Source organism: Rhizobium sp. 01T444, assembly GCF_056398305.1.
The window spans coordinates 1-16,304 of record NZ_JBFTPD010000036.1; the positions used below are offsets into that span (position 1 = coordinate 1).

Sequence of the window (16,304 nt, forward strand, 5' to 3'; positions counted from 1 at the left end):
GATTACATGAACAATCCCCGCACGATGAATGCCGTCTACGACGTCCTGGAGCGGCTGCGCATCGGGGCAAAGACCGGCAAGGAGATCATCAAGGGGGACGAGAAGGACAACAAGCAGGCGCAGGACTATCCCCAGACCGCGGCCTTCGGTTCCCTCTACGACAAGGCGACCGGCACGGTCGCCTCGATGCGCGTCCTGAAGGACGGCGCCGATTCCGTCGGCACGCTCGGTGCGCTCAATCGCGTCTATCTCAATATCGGCCTCTTCAGCGAGGAATGGCTGCTGCACTTCCGCCCCTTCCTCGGCGGGCAGAAGATCTCGCCGATCCGCATCGCCGATGCCGAGAGGAACTCGGTCTACTGGCAGGCCACCGAGGCGATGACGCCTGACATGGCGATATTCTTCCTGGTCGCAGCCCGCGCCGATCACCTGAAGGATACGCCGGTCGGTGAAAAGGTGCTCGAAGCGCGCGATCCGGCCGAGGTCGAGCGCGGAAAGATCGTCTTTGCCGAAAACTGTGCCGCCTGCCATTCGAGCAAGCAGCCGGTGCCGGCGCCGGACCTCGGCGTCGATCAGGGCATCTGCGCAGGCGGCGGTGCCGGCCCGCATTATCGCGAATGCTGGGACCGCTACTGGGCCTGGGCGCAGTCGGATGCCTTCAAGCACGGCATGGTCAAACTCGTCACGCAAAAGGATGAGAACGGAAAGGATTTCCTCGACGGCAATTACCTGTCGACGGAACGGCGCGTGCCGATGGATGTCGTGCGCACCAATGCCTGCAGTGCGATCGCCACCAACGGTCTTTCGGGTGACATCTGGGACAATTTCACCTCCTCCACCTACAAGTCGCTGCCGCCTCCGCATGAGGTGACGGTCAATCATCCGGTTTCGGGGGCGGCAACGCCGCTACAGGCGGCAGGCAACGGGCGCGGCTATCTAAGGCCGCCATCGCTCGTCAGCCTCTGGTCGACCGCGCCCTTCCTGCTCAACAATTCCGTTGGCCACGAGGACAGCTATTACGGGACGGACTATTACAATCAGGACTATGCCGGCGGCTACGGCGCCGGTCGCGGCACCGCCTGCCCGGCGGCGGATGCGGGCGATCCCTATCTGCCCTGCGTCGAAAACAGGCTTGCGGTCTTCGACCGGTCGATCCGCCAGATGCTCTCGCCGCAAACGCGCCGGATGGATAAGATGACCGAGGCGCCGGTGCCGGGCTATATCTACCGCACCAGCGCTCCCTCATGCCTCAACGTGCCGCCGGGCTTCGTGCCCGACAAGGTGAAGCCCTTCACCGGCCTGCTGAACAAGGTCGCCGGCTGGGCCTTCAAGAAGGACGGCTCGATCACCGTCGGCCCCTTCCCAGCCGGTTTCCCTGTTAATGCGCTGACCAACACCGAGCTGTTGCCCGACAATGATGAGGAGAGCAAATTCGCCAATTACAAGCGCCTGATCGCCAACGGCCCGGCGCTGATCGGAGCCTTCTCCGAGCTCGGCGGGCAATGCACGCCGGAGGAACTCGCAGATCCCGCCGTGCTCGCCAAAGCCGAGAAGGTGGTGCGCGACACCAAGCTCATCGATCGCCTGGTGGGCTTGAGCAAATGCCCTGACTATGTGGTCAATGGTGGGCACACATTCGGCGCCGATCTCCCGCAATCGGACAAGAATGCCCTGATTTCCTATCTGAAGCAGTTCTGACGATGTCCGGCGGGCCGACTCACGATTATATCGTTATCGGCAGCGGTGCCGGCGGCGCCGTCCTCGCCGCGCGGCTGGCCGAAGAGGGGCGGACGGTGCTCGTCATCGAGGCCGGCGGCGATCCGCTGGCGAAGGCCGACGACGGCTCCGACATGCCGCTTGCCGATGCCTGTCGCGTGCCTGCCTTTCACGCCTTTGCCTCGGAACATCCCGGCATGGCCGAGAACCATTGGGTGCGCCACTACGAAAATCAGGAAATGCAGGAGCGCGACTGGCGCTACAGCAAAGAAAAGGACGGTGTGCTTTATCCACGCGTGCGCGGGCTCGGCGGCTGCACCGCCCATCATGCTATGATCATCGTGCGGCCCAATCATTGCGACTGGAACCACATCTTTGCGATTACCGGCGACGAAAGCTGGAAGGCTTCGCACATGCAGGGCTATTTCGAGCGCATCGAGCGCTGCCGCTACCGCTTCTTCCTGTGGCGGTGGCTCGCCGCGGCAACAGGCCTCAATCCGACGGGCCACGGATGGTGGGGGTGGATGACGACGGAGCGGGCCCTGCCACTGCGGGCTCTGCGCGACTGGCCGCTGTGGCGGGCGCTGCTGCGCTGCGTCGGCGCGGCCGCCGATGCCTTCGGCAAGCGGGGTTCCGACTGGGAGACGACCGAGATCGACCCCAACGACCACCGCAATTGGAACGTCGGCGCCTGCGGCGTGCGCGTCACACCGCTTTCGACGCGACGCCACACCAGGCAGGGGCCGCGCGAGCGGCTGCTCGACGTGATGAAGCGGCACCCCGACCGCCTGACGCTTCGTCTGAACACTCTGGTCACGCGCATCGAATTTGACGGCAAGCGCGCGGTCGCGGTTCGCTGCATTAACGGGGAGGGGCGCGAGGAAGTCATTCGGGCCGGCCGCGAGATCATCCTGTCAGGCGGCGCCTTCGCCTCGCCCCAGCTTCTGATGCTCTCCGGCATTGGCGATCCCGGCCATCTCGACGAGCACAATATTCCCGTCGTCGAGGCGCTTCCAGGCGTCGGGCGGAACCTGCAGGACCGCTACGAGGTCGGTGTCGTCAGCCGGATGAACGAACCCTGGTCGGCCCTCAAGGGCGTCACCTATACGACGGGCGACGCCCATTACCAGCGGTGGCGCAGATTTCGCATCGGCAACTATACGAGCAACGGTGTCATGTTTTCCCTGACGCTTAAATCCCGCGACACGCTGAGCGAACCAGACCTGCATTGCTTTTCGCTGCTGGCCGATTTCCGCGGCTATTATCCTCGCTATTCCGAGCGCATCCGCAAGCCTGATTACATGACCTGGGCGATCCTCAAGGCCTATACCGAAAACCAGGGCGGAACGGTGCGGTTGAGAAGCGCCGATCCCGCGGCCCTGCCTGCTGTCATGTTTCATTCCTTCTTCGAGGGAACAGGCAATTACGACCTCGATCTCGACGCCGTCGTCCATGCCATCCGTTTCGTAAGAAAGGTCAACGATGCGATGGACGCTCCGATCGCAAGCGAAGAGGAGCCCGGCCGGCAGAACGAGAGCGACGAGGCGCTTCGCCGCTATGTCGCGGAAAACGCCTGGGGCCACCATGCCTGCGGCACCTGCGCCATCGGCCCCCGCGAAGATGGCGGTGTGCTCGACAGCCGCTTCAGGGTGCACGGCTTCGAAGGCCTGCGCGTCGTTGACGCTTCGGTCTTTCCCCGCATTCCCGGCTACTTCCTTGCCACTGCCGTCTACATGGTCGCCGAGAAGGCGGCCGATGTCATTCTCACCGACAGCTGACTGGAAACACGCTGATGAGCGAACACCCCATCCATCGGGAAGCCAGCATCTACAATTGGCTCGGCGAACGCGTCCGGGGCTTCGTTCGATGGTGGCGGGAATTCGATGCCTGGCTGAACCAGCCGCTGCCGAAGGGGCGGCGCCTCGCGTGGCGATGGCTCGCGCCCGACGGCTATGCCTGGTTTGTGCCGCTGCTCCCGGGCATTCTGACCCTTGCCATGGCGCTCGGTCCGACCGTCGAGATGCGCTGGGGCAATCTCGGTCTGCTTGCGATCGGGTTCGCGCTTCTTTTCCTGCTGCATGCGGCAGCTAGCCGGCGAGCGGTCTTCAACCAGTATCTGCTTGCCGGACAGCTGGTGATCCTTGCGGCCCTCGCCGCGCTTCTCATCATCAATTCGCGCCCGGAAACCTACGGTATGATGACGGCGCGGCCCCGCCTGCATATCGGCGCCGCGATCGTCTGCGCACTCGTGCTTGCGCTGCCGGCGGCCTGGATGCTCTCGCGGTGCCTATTCCGCTCCAATGCAGGCGGCGGCCTTGCCGACAGCCTGCCTAAAGTGGAGCTTTTCTTGCCCAAGAATCGCTACGATTTCATGGGCCGCGGACCGATTGCCGCTCTGGTGTCGGCCCTTGTCATCGCCCCAATCCGCTATCCGGTCGAATTGCTTCTGCCCGGATCGCTGCTCACCCTGTTCGTGCCCGATCACTATCTCTGGTACGCTTTCTTGGTGACCGGTGTTGCCGCATGGATCGCCCTTTTCCTCGGCATCCTGTTCGATCGGTTGATGGAAATCCTGCAGACGATCGGGCGTCTTTTCTTCATTGGCCCGCAGCGGGTCATCAGCGTTCTCGTCATTGTCGTCGCAGTGCTTCGCCTCGCTGACGTCCATTACATCACCTATCTCTTCAATGCCGGCTCCGAAGGCTACGGCAACACGACTCTCATGCGCTATATCGCCTTCGCCTATGCCGTCGCCTGGTACTATGCCTTCTGGTGCGATCACTTCGTCGCGCGCCGGCTCATGCGTCTCATGGACAGGGAGCAGCAAGCGATCACTCCGGTCGAAATCGCTTACGACTATGAAGGCAGCGAGACCTTGAGCACGGTCCGCAACCAAGGCCGCGCGATCGCGCTGCATGGCGCGGGGCGCCTGAAGATCGAGGGCCGCTATGAGGATCAGTATCAGCGGCAGACCAAGGCCGCGTCTGACCGGGCGATCCAGTTCATGACGCCGGCGGAAGTGCTCGCGCAGTTTCGTGCCCAGCTGGAGCGCCTGCCCGCCGAGCAGGCGCCGGCCGGGGATCTGCTTGCGAGCCTGCGCAATTTCCAGCGCTCGACGCTCGTCTATCCCGCCCTCGTCGGCGCGCTGGCTTATGGCCTCATCGGCGGTCCTGCTGTCTTCAGTTTCCTGCGGGCGATCCAGCCTCCGGAACTTGCAATCCGCTCCGAACGACATGTGGGCAAGCAGCCCGCATCATTCCTATTCGAAAGCGGCCAACCCAACGGCGGCTGCGGTCCGCTCCAGCCCACAACGCCGAGAGTTGCAGTTATCGCCTCCGGTGGCGGCACGCGTGCGGCGATCTACACGGCCTCGCTGCTGCGGGGGCTGGCCGAGCACGACCAGATCTGCAACGTTGTGCTTGTCAGTGGCGTCTCTGGTGGCAGCGCTGCGCTCGGCTATTTCGCGCTTCATGAGCAGGAGCTTCGTCGGCCACGTGACAGCATGGACGTCAAGGCATGGGATGATTTTTCGCAAGCCATGGCGCTGCCCTTCATCGAACAGGTGATCGACAGTGCGAGCGATATGCGCTTCGCCTTCGGGCGCTGGCATTGGGCGTCCTCGGCCTGCCGTGAAGCTCAAAGGCCGGAGGAGGACGTGACGGGCTGGATACCGGCACGCTCGAGATTGGGCGCGATTCTCGCTGAATCCTTCGTCTGTCATATGGGTGCCGGGACGATGGGAGCGCCGTCCTTCGGCCTGATGCTCAACACCGCGATCGTCGGATCTTTTTCCGATGACAGCCCCTCCTGCCAAGCCGATCGGAGCCTTTCGCTTCCCGAGAGAGCGACGCGCTGCCGCCAATTTCTGGATGCCGCCCAGGCGGGCGGGCGGCTGGTGCTGACCAATCTTGCCGCGCCTGCGTCTCCGCCTGACGACGGATCGCTGCACATGCAGCTCGTCACACTCGACAATGCGGACATGTCGATCGCGCGCGCCGCAGCCCTGAGCGCAAACTTTCCGCCGGTCTTTCCCGATGCTGCAATCGACATCGAAGTATCCGGAGAAGCAAGGACACGATACTGGGTGACCGATGGCGGAGCGGTCGAAAACCGTGGCGCCATGACGCTCTACTACGCCATCCGCAATGCGTTCCACTCAGCGCCGCAATCACCGCAGACGCTGCCGCCGCTGCACGTCGTCATCGCCGATGTTTCAGCACCTGCCGGCCGCTATAGCGAGAGCTTCGGTTTTGGCTCGGTGCTTGGCGCCGGGGGCCAGTTGGGCCTCGGCCTCGAGACGGAGCTTCGCACGGCGATCGAGAAGCTCTATTGCGATCATAATTCTGAAGTCAGCATCCACGAGATCACCATGCCGCGTGTTTTACGAGATGGCGGAATCGGGACGCATTGGCTGCTTCCCAACTCGCTCTCGTTCACCAATCCCAAGAGCTTATCGGAGACCGAGATCCTGTCTGCCCGAGACGTCGAAACGCTGGTTCTGGCGCTGCATAGCGATGTCGCGGAAACCTATCAGGACGAGGCCGCAACCAAGAAAGTCAAACTTTGGGCTCAGCAGGACGACGTCACAAAGCATGACGAGCGGTGGAGGGATCTTCTGGCCAGTCTCGCGGAAGCAGGAGGCAAACACGGTTGCCGGGACATTCAGGGAGGAATGACGGGGCAATAGAAAAGGCAAGCCGGTGTCGCTGGCTCTCGGTTTGATCTAACACAGTGCTCGACAAAAATGTGGTTGTCCGTAGTTACGGCGAAGACATAGGTAGCGGAACCCACCTTCCGAGAGATCGTCCGCAGCATGCTTCATCCGGCGAGTTGCAGCACAACCTTTCCGAAACGGGAAGCGGCTGAGAAATAGCGCATCGAATTTGCAACGTCTGTCCAATCGAATACACGATCAATTACCGGCTTGAGGTCGAGGGCTTCTATGGCCCGGTTCATGGCTTCGAAGGATTCACGCGATCCGACAGGAATGCCGCGAACGTCTATTTGTTTTCGAAAGATATCGAGAGGATTGATCGTGCCCTGTATGCCACCAAGGTAGCCGATCACATTGATCTGGCCGCGACGGGATGCCGCCTTTAGCGACTGCTCAAAGCTTTTTGGTCCTCCGACCTCGATGATGTGGTCGACGCCACGACCGTCAGTCATATCGAGAACGGCGGCAGACCATTCCGGTGTGCGTCGATAGTTGATCCCACCAAATGCACCGAGACCCTTTGCGCGTTCCAGCTTTTCGTCGCTGCTGGAGGTGACGATCACACGAGCGCCGCTCGCGCGGGCGAACTGCAGTGCAAAAAGCGATACCGCACCGGTTCCCTGGACAAGAACGGTTTCTCCAGCCCTGATGTGCCCCTCCGTTACAAGGGCTTGCCACGCCGTAACGGCGGCGCACGGCAAGGTCGACGCTTCAATATCGCTCAGATTGCGCGGCGCGAAAACGGCTGCTTGTTCATCGAGAATTGCATATTCCGAAAGAAGCCCGTCGAGCGGGCCGCCGCGTTGGTAGGACGGTTCTGCCATCCGAAAGGAACCGCCGGTCCAGCGTTGCCAGAACGTGCTGCAGACCCTGTCGCCGATTTTGAAACGAGTTACGTCACGACCGACGGCAATCACCTCGCCGACGCCGTCCGACAAGGGGATGAGCGGCAGCCTGAATGCCGTATGATAATGTCCCTGCGCAATTTCGAGATCCCGATAGTTGAGTGCCGTTGCCTTGACGCGGATCAGGATTTCCTGGCGCTGGGGCTGTGGCATCGGGCGCTCTTGCAGTGTCAGATTGTCGAGGCTGCCTGCCTCGGTGAGGACGATCGCTTTCATCATATTTCTCCGGGTTGATTTATCCGTGCCCGCAAAATGACCTTGATATCCGTGATACTCAAATTCATAATATGCAAAATAAGTATGTGGAATGAACATGTTTGACGAGATGCGGACATTCGTGATGTTTGCCGATGAAGGATCGGTTCAAAGGGTCGCGCAACGTTTGCCGCTGACCCAGCCAGCCGTCAGTCGTCAGATCCAGAGATTTGAACAGGCACTCGGCGTCACGCTGCTCGACCGTCGGCAGAAGCCGCCGGTTCTGACGCCGGCAGGACGTGAAGTGCTGGCTCGTAGTCGCGATATTCTGACTGCTTTCGAGAACATGAAGGCCGTTGTGGCGGCGCCGGAGGCGCATGGCCTTTTCCGGCTCGGCGTGGCCAAGGGCCTTGCGCATGACAGTCTCGCCGGAGAACTCGGCTCGGTGACGGCATGTTTTCCTAAGGTGTCGATGCGGCTGAAATCGCAATGGAGCCAGGAACTTGTCGAGCAGTTCCGGTTGGGGCATCTCGATGCCGCCATCGTGTTATCCGAGCGATCCCGATATCCGCAGGCCGAAAATATCGGCGACGAAAAACTGATCGTCATCGGTGCCAGCGGAACCAGCAGAGCCGATGATCCAGCGAACAGGACGTGGATATTGAGCCCAGAACCCTGCGACGCTCGCCGTTGTCTCGCAGAGTTGTTGGCCGGCCAGCGCCAGCCCCTGACGATTGCGGCCGAAATTGAGGATGCAGGTATGCAGCTCGCGCTGGTGCGCAGGGGCTTCGGTCTCGGGTTGATGCCCAGACGCCTGTTTGAAAGCTCGCCGCCACATGGCATCGAGAGGGTCAACATAAGCGACCAGGATATGCATCTGGACGTCGTGATGCTGCGCTCTCCGCATCTTGGATCCATGTCGAAGGTTGCCGATGCGATTTCGGCCGTTGCGCGCAGTTTTATCACTGGCACGCAACCCGAAATCAGCTAGACCTACGTTCTGAGGAAGCCCCCCGAGCTCACCGGATCTTCCGCCTCACGCATCATCATCCGGGCAAGCGGCGTCAACCGCTTCAGCAGCGTCCATCCGGAAAAAGCGTAATAAGATCTGATCGTCTGGAGACCGGAGTCAGATGGGGCCGCCTTGAGACTCTAGAATAGCCTAAAGTAAAAAAGGGCCGCCCTCAGCCGGATCAACCCTTCGCAGCGGCGCCAGCTTCGCCAGCACGGCGCATGAGGAGATCACGCTCCCTCTTATTTTCGGCAAGCGCGGCTGCCGCTTCAAAGGCTCGCCCCGCTTCGTCGTATCGGCCAAGCTTATAAAGAAGATCGCCGCGGACGCTGGGCAGTAGATGATAGTTCTTCAATGCAGGCTCATCGCGCAGGCTTTCAATAATGTCCAGCGCCGCCTCGGTGCCTTCGACCATGCCGATGGCCACGGCTCGATTGAGTTCGACGATCGGCGAATGCAGAAGCCCGGCAAGTTCCGCATAGAGATCGGCGATCCGCCTCCAATCGGTTTCATCGGCGTTCATCGCTTTTGCGTGACATGCGATGATCGCGGCCTGCAGGGCATAGATCCCTCCGGCGCCGTGAAGCTCCTGTGCCCGCATCAACGCCTTCAACCCGCGCTGAATCTGCAATTGATCCCAGCGGCCGCGATTTTGTTCGAGCAGCAGGATCGGATTGCCGGCCGCATCCGTCCGCGCCGCAGCACGGGACGCGTTCAGCTCCATCAAAGCCAGCAAAGCGTGCGCCTCCGGCTCCTGCGGCGCCACTGACGTTAGAACCCGGCCCAGCCGAAGTGCCTCATTGCACAATTGCAACCGAAACCAGTTGTCGCCGCGGGCGGCCGTGTAACCCTCGTTGAAGATCAGGTAGATGACCTCCAGCACCGAGGCGAGACGTTGCGACAGCTGCTCGCCATGCGGTGTCTCATAGCCCAGCCCCGATTCAGACAACGTCTTCTTGGCGCGGACGATGCGTTGGGCGATCGCCGCTTCCGTCACCAGAAATGCCCGGGCGATTTCTGATGTCGTCAGGCCGCAGATCATCCGCAAGGCCAGGGCCACACGCGCCTCGCGCGAGATCAGCGGATGGCACGCCGTGAATATCAGGCGCAACATTTCATCGCCGATATCGTCATCCAGAGGCGTGTCTAGATCTGGCATGATCTGCTCTTCTGCTTCCATTTCCCGGATAATCATCTCGTGCTTCTGATCCAGCATCCGGCGATGCCGCAGATGATCGAGCGCCCGACGCTTGGCAGTGGTCATGAGCCATGCGCCGGGCCGCTCGGGGATTCCCGTCTTCGGCCATCGTTCCAGGGCGACAGTCAGCGTTTCCTGGGTCAGATCCTCGGCCAGCGGCACGTCACGCAGCAATCGTGCCAGGCTGGTGATAAGCCGCGGCTGTTCGATCCGCCAGACCGCCAGGATCGTTTGATGGGTGCCGGCGACCGTCACGGCCATCCGTCCCGATTACAGGTCGAGAGGATCATGCCCTTGCTTCGGCGAGCGGGTCGCAGATCCCCTCCGCACCCGGTTCAAAATAGGCGCGCACTTCACACGTGCCTTCCCAGCCGGGCATAAGATCCTTGTGCAACTGCATGAATTCGACCGCCAGCGCCACAGCCTCCTCCTTGCTTTGCAGCTCGAAGATCGCATAGCCGCCGACGACCTCCTTGGCTTCGACGAAAGGCCCGTCGATCACATTCAGCTTGCCCTCACGGATCGTGACGCGGGCACCGGTCGCGAGCGGCATCAGCCCTGCGGTGTCGAGCATGCGGCCGGCCTTGATTTCCCGATCGGCAAGCTTGCCGATAGCCTCGCCAAGCTCCGGCGTTGGATGCATGAAATCGGTAGATGTGACGATAGACATGAAACGCATTGGAAGATCCTCCGGTAGCGAGACGCCGGCACTATTGCCGCTGAACAAGCCCGCTCATATTGACAACGAAGCAGCCATTCGCAAATCGACAATAATCTTGAAAAGTCGGATTGGAGCAAAGCGCCGTCAAACCTGCATGGTCCCCGGAGCTCTTCAAGATCGCCATAAACGAATTCACCGCAGAAAATCCTTGGATCGAACGATCCGCCAAGCAATCGCTGCGCCTTTGACTTCCACTGGGCTCCTTGGGACAACCAGCGGAATAAATGTCGTAGTTCACAAGAACGTCCGATCCTGGACAGATCACGCCACGTCGAAGGCTGGCCTTTCCTGGCGCGAGTGGGTAAATCCTCGCTGCTGATCACAGGAGCCCAGCGCATGAACGATACAATCAAGATCGATAACCGCGGCGATTTCGGACTATGGGCAATCGAAATGGCCAAGCAAATCGTTGGCGACCAGGGCTTCGAGCTTGCAAGGGCAGCGCGGGACGGCACCGATGACGATGTTCGCCACGCCGGAAACGCGCTGGGTCAGGCGATCACCAACGCGCTCATGGATGTCTATGATGGCCTTCTTGAGGGCGTGCCCGAGGAATGAACTGTCAGGTCTGTTGAGCCTTGATTGTCACCCAATAAATGGCCGGTGCTACCTGCGGCCTCTCCGCTGCCCAAACCAAGCGGGGTGGCGGGACTATTGCTCGGACGCTATTCCAGCGGGACGAACAGACCGAGCTTGACGTCTCGCAGCACAACATTCGTGTGCATGCGGCGGATCTGCGGGTTTTCCGCCATGATCAGGGCCGCGATGTCGTCATAGTGCTCGACGTCGCGGGCGGTGACGATCGCGATCAGATCGACCGCACCTGTGACGTAATAGACCTGTTGTATGTGATCCTGCTTCTCTGCCCAGAGGCGGAACTTCGCCAGCGCGTCGTAATTGTCCCGCTCGATCTCCATCCCGACGATGAACACCATCGATGTCGCCGTCGCCTTGCGGTCGACGACGGCCACCTCCGCCTTGATGATTCCTTCCTCGCGCAGGCGCTTCAACCGCCTCTGCACGGCCGAGACCGATAGCCCGACCCGTTCGGCGATCGTTTCGGCTTTCAGCTGGCAGTCGCGCTGAACGATATCGAGAATGTCACGGTCAAAACGATCCAGTTGTTCCATTGTCCAGTCCAATTCTTGCCGCGACACTTCACGCATTCTGCCGCATTTGCCGCACAGGGAAGATTATTTTGCATAAAATATGCATAATGGATGAAAATTGCGCGAAAAAACCGCGTTATTTTATCATTATCCTTCGCAAATTCAGTTCAGCCGGAACCATGCATGTCGGATCAACCCTTTCCTGCTCTTCGCGTCGAAGATCTTCATAAAAGCTTCGGCTCGCAAGAGGTTCTCAAGGGTATTTCGGCGCAGGCCCACAAGTCCGATGTGATTTCGATCATCGGTTCGTCGGGCTCCGGTAAGAGCACCTTCCTCAGATGCATCAATTTCCTGGAAATGCCGGATCGTGGCCGGATTGCGGTCAACGGCGAGGAGATTGTGCTGAAGATCGGTCGGGGCGGACGGCCGCAGCCGCGCAGCTGGCGGCAGATCGAGCGGGTGCGGACCGGGCTGGGGATGGTCTTCCAGAGTTTCAATCTCTGGGCCCATCGGACGGTGCTGGAAAATGTCATCGAGGCGCCGGTGCACGTCATGGGCATTTCGCGGCGCGAGGCCATCGAAAAGGCCGAGGCACTGCTCCACAAGGTCGGGCTCTTCGATAAACGCGACGTCTATCCCGCTTTCTTATCCGGTGGTCAGCAACAGCGCGCGGCAATCGCAAGAGCGCTCTGCGTGAACCCTGATGTCATGCTGTTTGACGAGCCGACATCGGCGCTTGATCCGGAGCTGGTCGGCGAAGTTCTGAAGGTCATCCGTGATCTCGCGGAAGAAGGCCGGACCATGCTGATCGTCACGCATGAAATGCGCTTCGCCAGGGATGTCTCGAGCCGTGTTCTCTTCCTGCATCAGGGACGGATCGAGGAAGAAGGTCCGCCGGAGCAGATATTCGGGGCGCCGGTGAGCGCCCGCTGCCGGGAATTTACCGGTCTGCGCGCCCACTGATGCGCGAACTCTCGTCGACAACACAAACCAGGAGAATCCTGCGAATGAAACTGCTCCCCACGCTTTTCGCCGGCGCGGCACTCGTGCTTTCCGCCGTCACCGCACAGGCCGAAGTCCGCTTCGGCGTCATGAACGAATCCTATCCGCCCTTCTTCGCCAAGGACGCGTCGGGCCAATGGCAGGGATGGGAAATCGACCTGATGAATGCCGTTTGCGATGAGATGAAGGAGAAATGCTCGATCGTCGACATTTCCTGGGATGGTCTCATTCCGGCTCTCCAGAGCAAGAAGTTCGACGTGATCTGGTCGTCGATGTCGAACACCGCGGAACGCTCGAAGGTGATCGACTTCACCGACAAATATTACAACACGCCGAGCACTTTGATCGGTCCCAAGGACCAGAAGCCGGGCGCCACAGCCGAAGACGTGAAGGGCAAGACCATCGGCATCCAGGTGTCGACGATCCAGTCGGAATATTACAAGAAGTATTTCGCCGAGGCTGCGGAAGAAAAAACCTACCAGACGCTCGACGAGGCTTTTCAGGATCTCGCCTCCGGCCGTATCGACTATGTCTTTGGCGATTCACTGGCGCTTGACGCTTTCCTCAAGAGCGATGGCGGCAAGGATTGCTGCGCCAAGATGGGTGACGTCACCGACGACAAGGAAATTCTCGGCGCCGGCGTTTCGGGTGGCCTGCGCAAGGAAGACACGGAGCTGAAAGCCAAGCTGAACACGGCCATCGCTGCGGTACGGGCCAGCGGCCAGTATGACGCCATTACCAAGAAATACTTCGATTTCGACATCTACGGCGCAAAGTAAGCAGTCCTGATAATGGCGACCACGCAACAAGGTATTCTGGACCTGCTGTCTCCCTATCCTCCGGGATGGGGTGGCGTTCTTCTGGCAGGTGCGGTCTCCACGGTCGCCATCTCAGCTTGCGCCTTCACGATCGGCCTGCTGCTCGGCACGGGTGGTGCGCTTGGAAAGCTTTCGGGCAATCGCGGGCTCTGCTTGCTGCTCGATTTCTACACCACGGTGATCCGCGCCGTTCCGGAGCTGATCCTGATCGTTGGGCTTTATTATGCCGGCACCGATGGCCTGAACCGGCTCCTGGCCGCCTTGGACCTGCCACCGGTCAATGTGAACGGCTTCGTCGCGGCCGTCATGGTGCTGGGCTTCGTGCAGGGTGCCTACATGACGGAGGTACTGCGCGGCGCGATCCTCGCCATTCCTGTCGGCCAGATCGATGCCGCCAAGGCCTTCGGCATGGGACCGGTGCTGAGGTTCCGCCGGGTCTTGCTGCCGGCGCTCCTGCCAAACGCCCTGCCGGGTCTCGCCAATCTTTGGATGTCGGTCACGAAGGACAGCGCACTGGTCGCGGTCGTCGGTTATCAGGAGCTGGCGCTCGCCACCCGTCTTGCCGGGGCAAGCACCAAACACTACTTCGTCTTTTTCCTCGCTTCGGCCCTTCTCTATCTCGCCATCACGCTCGTTTCCAACGTCATCGTCAAGCTGATCGAGGGACGGGTACGGCGAGGGCAGCCGCGCCTTGCCTGAAGAAAGCGCCCCATGAGTTTCACCTGGATCTCTTCCTATTGGCCGCTGCTTCTGACGGGCGCCTGGCAGACGGTTTGCCTGCTGGTGATCTCCGTGATGTTCGGCTTTGTCATCGCCATCGGTCTCGCCTTCGCGCAGGTCAGCGGCGGCGGGCTGACACGGCTGCTCGCCCGCAGCTACTGCACCTTCTTCCGCGGTACACCTCTATTGATACAGCTATGGCTCCTCTACTACGGGGTGGGCTCGCTGCTCCCCATGATCCCCGGCATCCGCCAGAGCCTGTTCTGGCCAGTCTTGCGCGAGGGCTTCTTCTTTGCCGCCGTCAGTTTCACCCTGAACTATGCCGCCTATGAGGCAGAGGTGTTGCGCGGCGCGCTGCTTGCAGTTCCCAAGGGCGAGCTCGAAGCGGGCCGGGCCTTCGGCCTTTCACCCTGGATGCTGACCCGCCGCATCTGGCTGCCGCGTGCCATTCGCATCGCCCTGCCGACGATTGCAGGAGAGATCGTCATGCAGCTCAAGGCGACACCGCTCGCCTTTACGGTGACGGTGATGGATCTCTACGCCRTGGCAAACAAGGTTCGGCAGGACACGCTGCTCGTCTATGAACCGCTGCTGGTCGTCACCCTCTTCTATCTCGCGCTGACCGCAGTGATCGCCCGCGTCTTTCGAGGTCTCGAAGCGCAGGTGCCGGTCCGCCGCTAGGCCGACGTAAAAGGACTGGCTCATGAATTCCCTGGCGCACGAACCACGCGCAACTCGCCCACTTTGTTATGAAAAGCCCGCCGCCGCTGACGGCGCGACAGCCTGAATGGAGACCTCTTCATGAGCACGACGCGAATTCTCGATGGCGGCATGAGCCGCGAGCTGCTGCGGCTGGGCGCGGAACTGAAACAACCGGAATGGTCGGCATTGGCGCTGATCAACGCGCCGGATATCGTCCGCAAGGTACACCAGGAATTCATCGCCGCCGGTTCTGAGGTCGTTACGACGAACAGCTATGCACTCGTGCCCTTTCACATCGGCGAGGATCGGTTCCGGAAGGAAGGGCCGGCGCTGATCCGTCTCGCCGGTCGCCTGGCGCGCGAGGCGGCGGATGCCGTTACGGAGCGCAAGGTGCTGGTCGCCGGGTCGCTGCCGCCGATCTTCGGTTCATACGAGCCGCAGAATTTTCAGCCTTCGCGGGTGCAGGATTATCTTAAGGTGCTTGTCGAGAACCTCGGCCCCTTCGTCGATATATGGCTCGGCGAGACGTTGAGCCTGATCGCCGAGGCAGAGGCTGTCCGCAAGGCGGTGGCGACATTAGGCAAGCCGTTCTGGATTTCCTTCACATTGGCGGATGACGAGGCAGCCCTCAGTGGCGGCGAACCGAAGCTTCGCTCCGAAGAAAGGGTCGAGGACGCGGCATCCTGGGCGGTTTCATCGGGCGCCGAGGCTCTCCTGTTCAATTGCAGCAAGCCCGAAGTCATGCAGGCGGCAGTGGAGACGGCAGCGCGGGTCTTCCGAAAGATGGATGCTTCCATCGAAATCGGCGTCTACGCCAATGCATTCGAAGGGGAAACAGGCGACGCAGCCGCCAATGAAGGTCTGCACGACACCCGCAACGATCTGAATGACGATGCCTATTCGCGTTATGCCTGCTCCTGGGTCGAAGCGGGTGCGACAATAATCGGTGGCTGCTGCGGCATCGGTGCTGCTCATATTCATCGCTTGAGGAAGACGTTTTTGGATTGAAGCACCCGCCGAAATCGCTCATAGCCTGGGAGTTGGCAGCGGCAGCATTGTTTTAGCGGCTCCTTCCGTTGCTGATCTGACCCAGCCGATAGGCGAACTGGGCCCGATTGAGCCCGAGCCTACGGGCTGCCCGTGCTACGTTGCCATCTGCTTGCCGCATGGTCATCTGATAGATCTGGCGGTTAAGATCATCGATGGCGAAGCCACCTCGCTCGAGTGTCTGCGCCAGAACGGCCGCCAGTGCTTTATCTGTTGCCAGAGGTTATGGCAGCATTCCCATATCCTCGGCCACGGTTTCGAGCGTCGATGCAGTCACCCGATCTTGCTTCGCGGTGAACGATAATGTTGTCGGAAGCTCCCAGTCTGGCAGTTCGAATCTCATCAAGACCATCACGCGAGGGGGTCGGGGCAGAGGCTCGATCGGATTGCACATCAGCGTGAGATTGCAGACCGGCATAGCCTGCATGAACCCGAAACTTCAGTC

The 16,304-nt window shown here is 60.8% G+C and carries 15 protein-coding genes; 10 read left to right on the top strand and 5 right to left on the bottom strand.

Going from position 1 to position 16,304, the window contains the following annotated elements; translation table 11 throughout:
* The 3 genes from AC1DTN_RS31925 to AC1DTN_RS31935 all read left to right on the top strand — a co-directional run.
* Positions 1-1,698 (top strand): c-type cytochrome (locus tag AC1DTN_RS31925; protein ID WP_477924150.1); only part of this gene is annotated, 1,698 nt, incomplete at its 5' end.
* A gap of 2 nt (positions 1,699-1,700) precedes the next feature.
* Positions 1,701-3,494 (top strand): GMC family oxidoreductase, encoded by a 1,794-nt coding sequence (locus AC1DTN_RS31930; RefSeq protein ID WP_477924152.1) that lies wholly within the window; start codon positions 1,701-1,703, stop codon positions 3,492-3,494.
* Between the two features lie 14 nt (positions 3,495-3,508).
* Positions 3,509-6,403: a hypothetical protein gene (locus tag AC1DTN_RS31935; protein ID WP_477924153.1), complete on the top strand. Its 2,895-nt coding sequence runs from the start codon at positions 3,509-3,511 to the stop codon at positions 6,401-6,403.
* Between the two features lie 131 nt (positions 6,404-6,534).
* Here AC1DTN_RS31935 and AC1DTN_RS31940 read toward each other — a convergent pair whose 3' ends face one another.
* Entirely contained in the window at positions 6,535-7,650 is a 1,116-nt protein-coding gene (locus AC1DTN_RS31940; protein ID WP_442206586.1) for a zinc-dependent alcohol dehydrogenase family protein, read from the bottom strand.
* Here AC1DTN_RS31940 and AC1DTN_RS31945 point away from each other — a divergent pair.
* Entirely contained in the window at positions 7,649-8,521 is an 873-nt protein-coding gene (locus AC1DTN_RS31945; protein WP_477924154.1) for a LysR family transcriptional regulator, read from the top strand. The genes AC1DTN_RS31940 and AC1DTN_RS31945 overlap by 2 nt on opposite strands.
* Positions 8,522-8,723: 202 nt before the next feature.
* Here AC1DTN_RS31945 and AC1DTN_RS31950 read toward each other — a convergent pair whose 3' ends face one another.
* Both AC1DTN_RS31950 and AC1DTN_RS31955 read right to left on the bottom strand, forming a co-directional pair.
* Positions 8,724-9,995, bottom strand: coding sequence for an RNA polymerase sigma factor (locus AC1DTN_RS31950; protein WP_113320849.1), 1,272 nt, complete (start codon positions 9,993-9,995; stop codon positions 8,724-8,726).
* Positions 9,996-10,026: 31 nt separating this feature from the next.
* Positions 10,027-10,419, bottom strand: coding sequence for a YciI family protein (locus AC1DTN_RS31955; RefSeq protein WP_113320821.1), 393 nt, complete (start codon positions 10,417-10,419; stop codon positions 10,027-10,029).
* A gap of 378 nt (positions 10,420-10,797) precedes the next feature.
* Here AC1DTN_RS31955 and AC1DTN_RS31960 point away from each other — a divergent pair, with 378 nt between their 5' ends.
* Positions 10,798-11,019: a hypothetical protein gene (locus AC1DTN_RS31960; RefSeq protein ID WP_113320822.1), complete on the top strand. Its 222-nt coding sequence runs from the start codon at positions 10,798-10,800 to the stop codon at positions 11,017-11,019.
* Positions 11,020-11,126: 107 nt separating this feature from the next.
* Here the strand turns inward: AC1DTN_RS31960 and AC1DTN_RS31965 are convergent, their stop codons facing one another.
* Entirely contained in the window at positions 11,127-11,591 is a 465-nt protein-coding gene (locus tag AC1DTN_RS31965; RefSeq protein ID WP_113320823.1) for an Lrp/AsnC family transcriptional regulator, read from the bottom strand.
* Positions 11,592-11,753: 162 nt separating this feature from the next.
* Between AC1DTN_RS31965 and AC1DTN_RS31970 the strand changes: the two genes are divergently transcribed.
* The 5 genes from AC1DTN_RS31970 (at position 11,754) to AC1DTN_RS31990 (ending at position 15,820) form a co-directional block, all read left to right on the top strand.
* Complete coding sequence (locus tag AC1DTN_RS31970; protein ID WP_113320824.1) at positions 11,754-12,533, top strand: ABC transporter ATP-binding protein; 780 nt, start codon at positions 11,754-11,756, stop codon at positions 12,531-12,533.
* Between the two features lie 44 nt (positions 12,534-12,577).
* Positions 12,578-13,351 carry a transporter substrate-binding domain-containing protein gene (locus AC1DTN_RS31975; RefSeq protein ID WP_113320825.1) on the top strand — a complete coding sequence of 258 codons (774 nt, stop codon included), beginning with the start codon at positions 12,578-12,580 and terminating at the stop codon, positions 13,349-13,351.
* Positions 13,352-13,363: 12 nt separating this feature from the next.
* A complete protein-coding gene (locus AC1DTN_RS31980) occupies positions 13,364-14,089 on the top strand; it encodes an ABC transporter permease (RefSeq protein WP_477924156.1) in 726 nt (241 codons plus the stop codon).
* Positions 14,090-14,101: 12 nt separating this feature from the next.
* Entirely contained in the window at positions 14,102-14,791 is a 690-nt protein-coding gene (locus tag AC1DTN_RS31985; RefSeq protein ID WP_477924157.1) for an ABC transporter permease, read from the top strand.
* A gap of 120 nt (positions 14,792-14,911) precedes the next feature.
* On the top strand, positions 14,912-15,820 hold the full coding sequence (locus tag AC1DTN_RS31990; RefSeq protein ID WP_439018300.1) for a homocysteine S-methyltransferase family protein: 909 nt from the start codon (positions 14,912-14,914) through the stop codon (positions 15,818-15,820).
* Positions 15,821-15,872: 52 nt separating this feature from the next.
* Here the strand turns inward: AC1DTN_RS31990 and AC1DTN_RS31995 are convergent, their stop codons facing one another.
* The gene (locus AC1DTN_RS31995; protein ID WP_477924211.1) at positions 15,873-16,079 is read right to left on the bottom strand and encodes a helix-turn-helix domain-containing protein; all 207 of its coding nucleotides are present in this window, start codon (positions 16,077-16,079) and stop codon (positions 15,873-15,875) included.
* Positions 16,080-16,304: the final 225 nt, after the last annotated feature.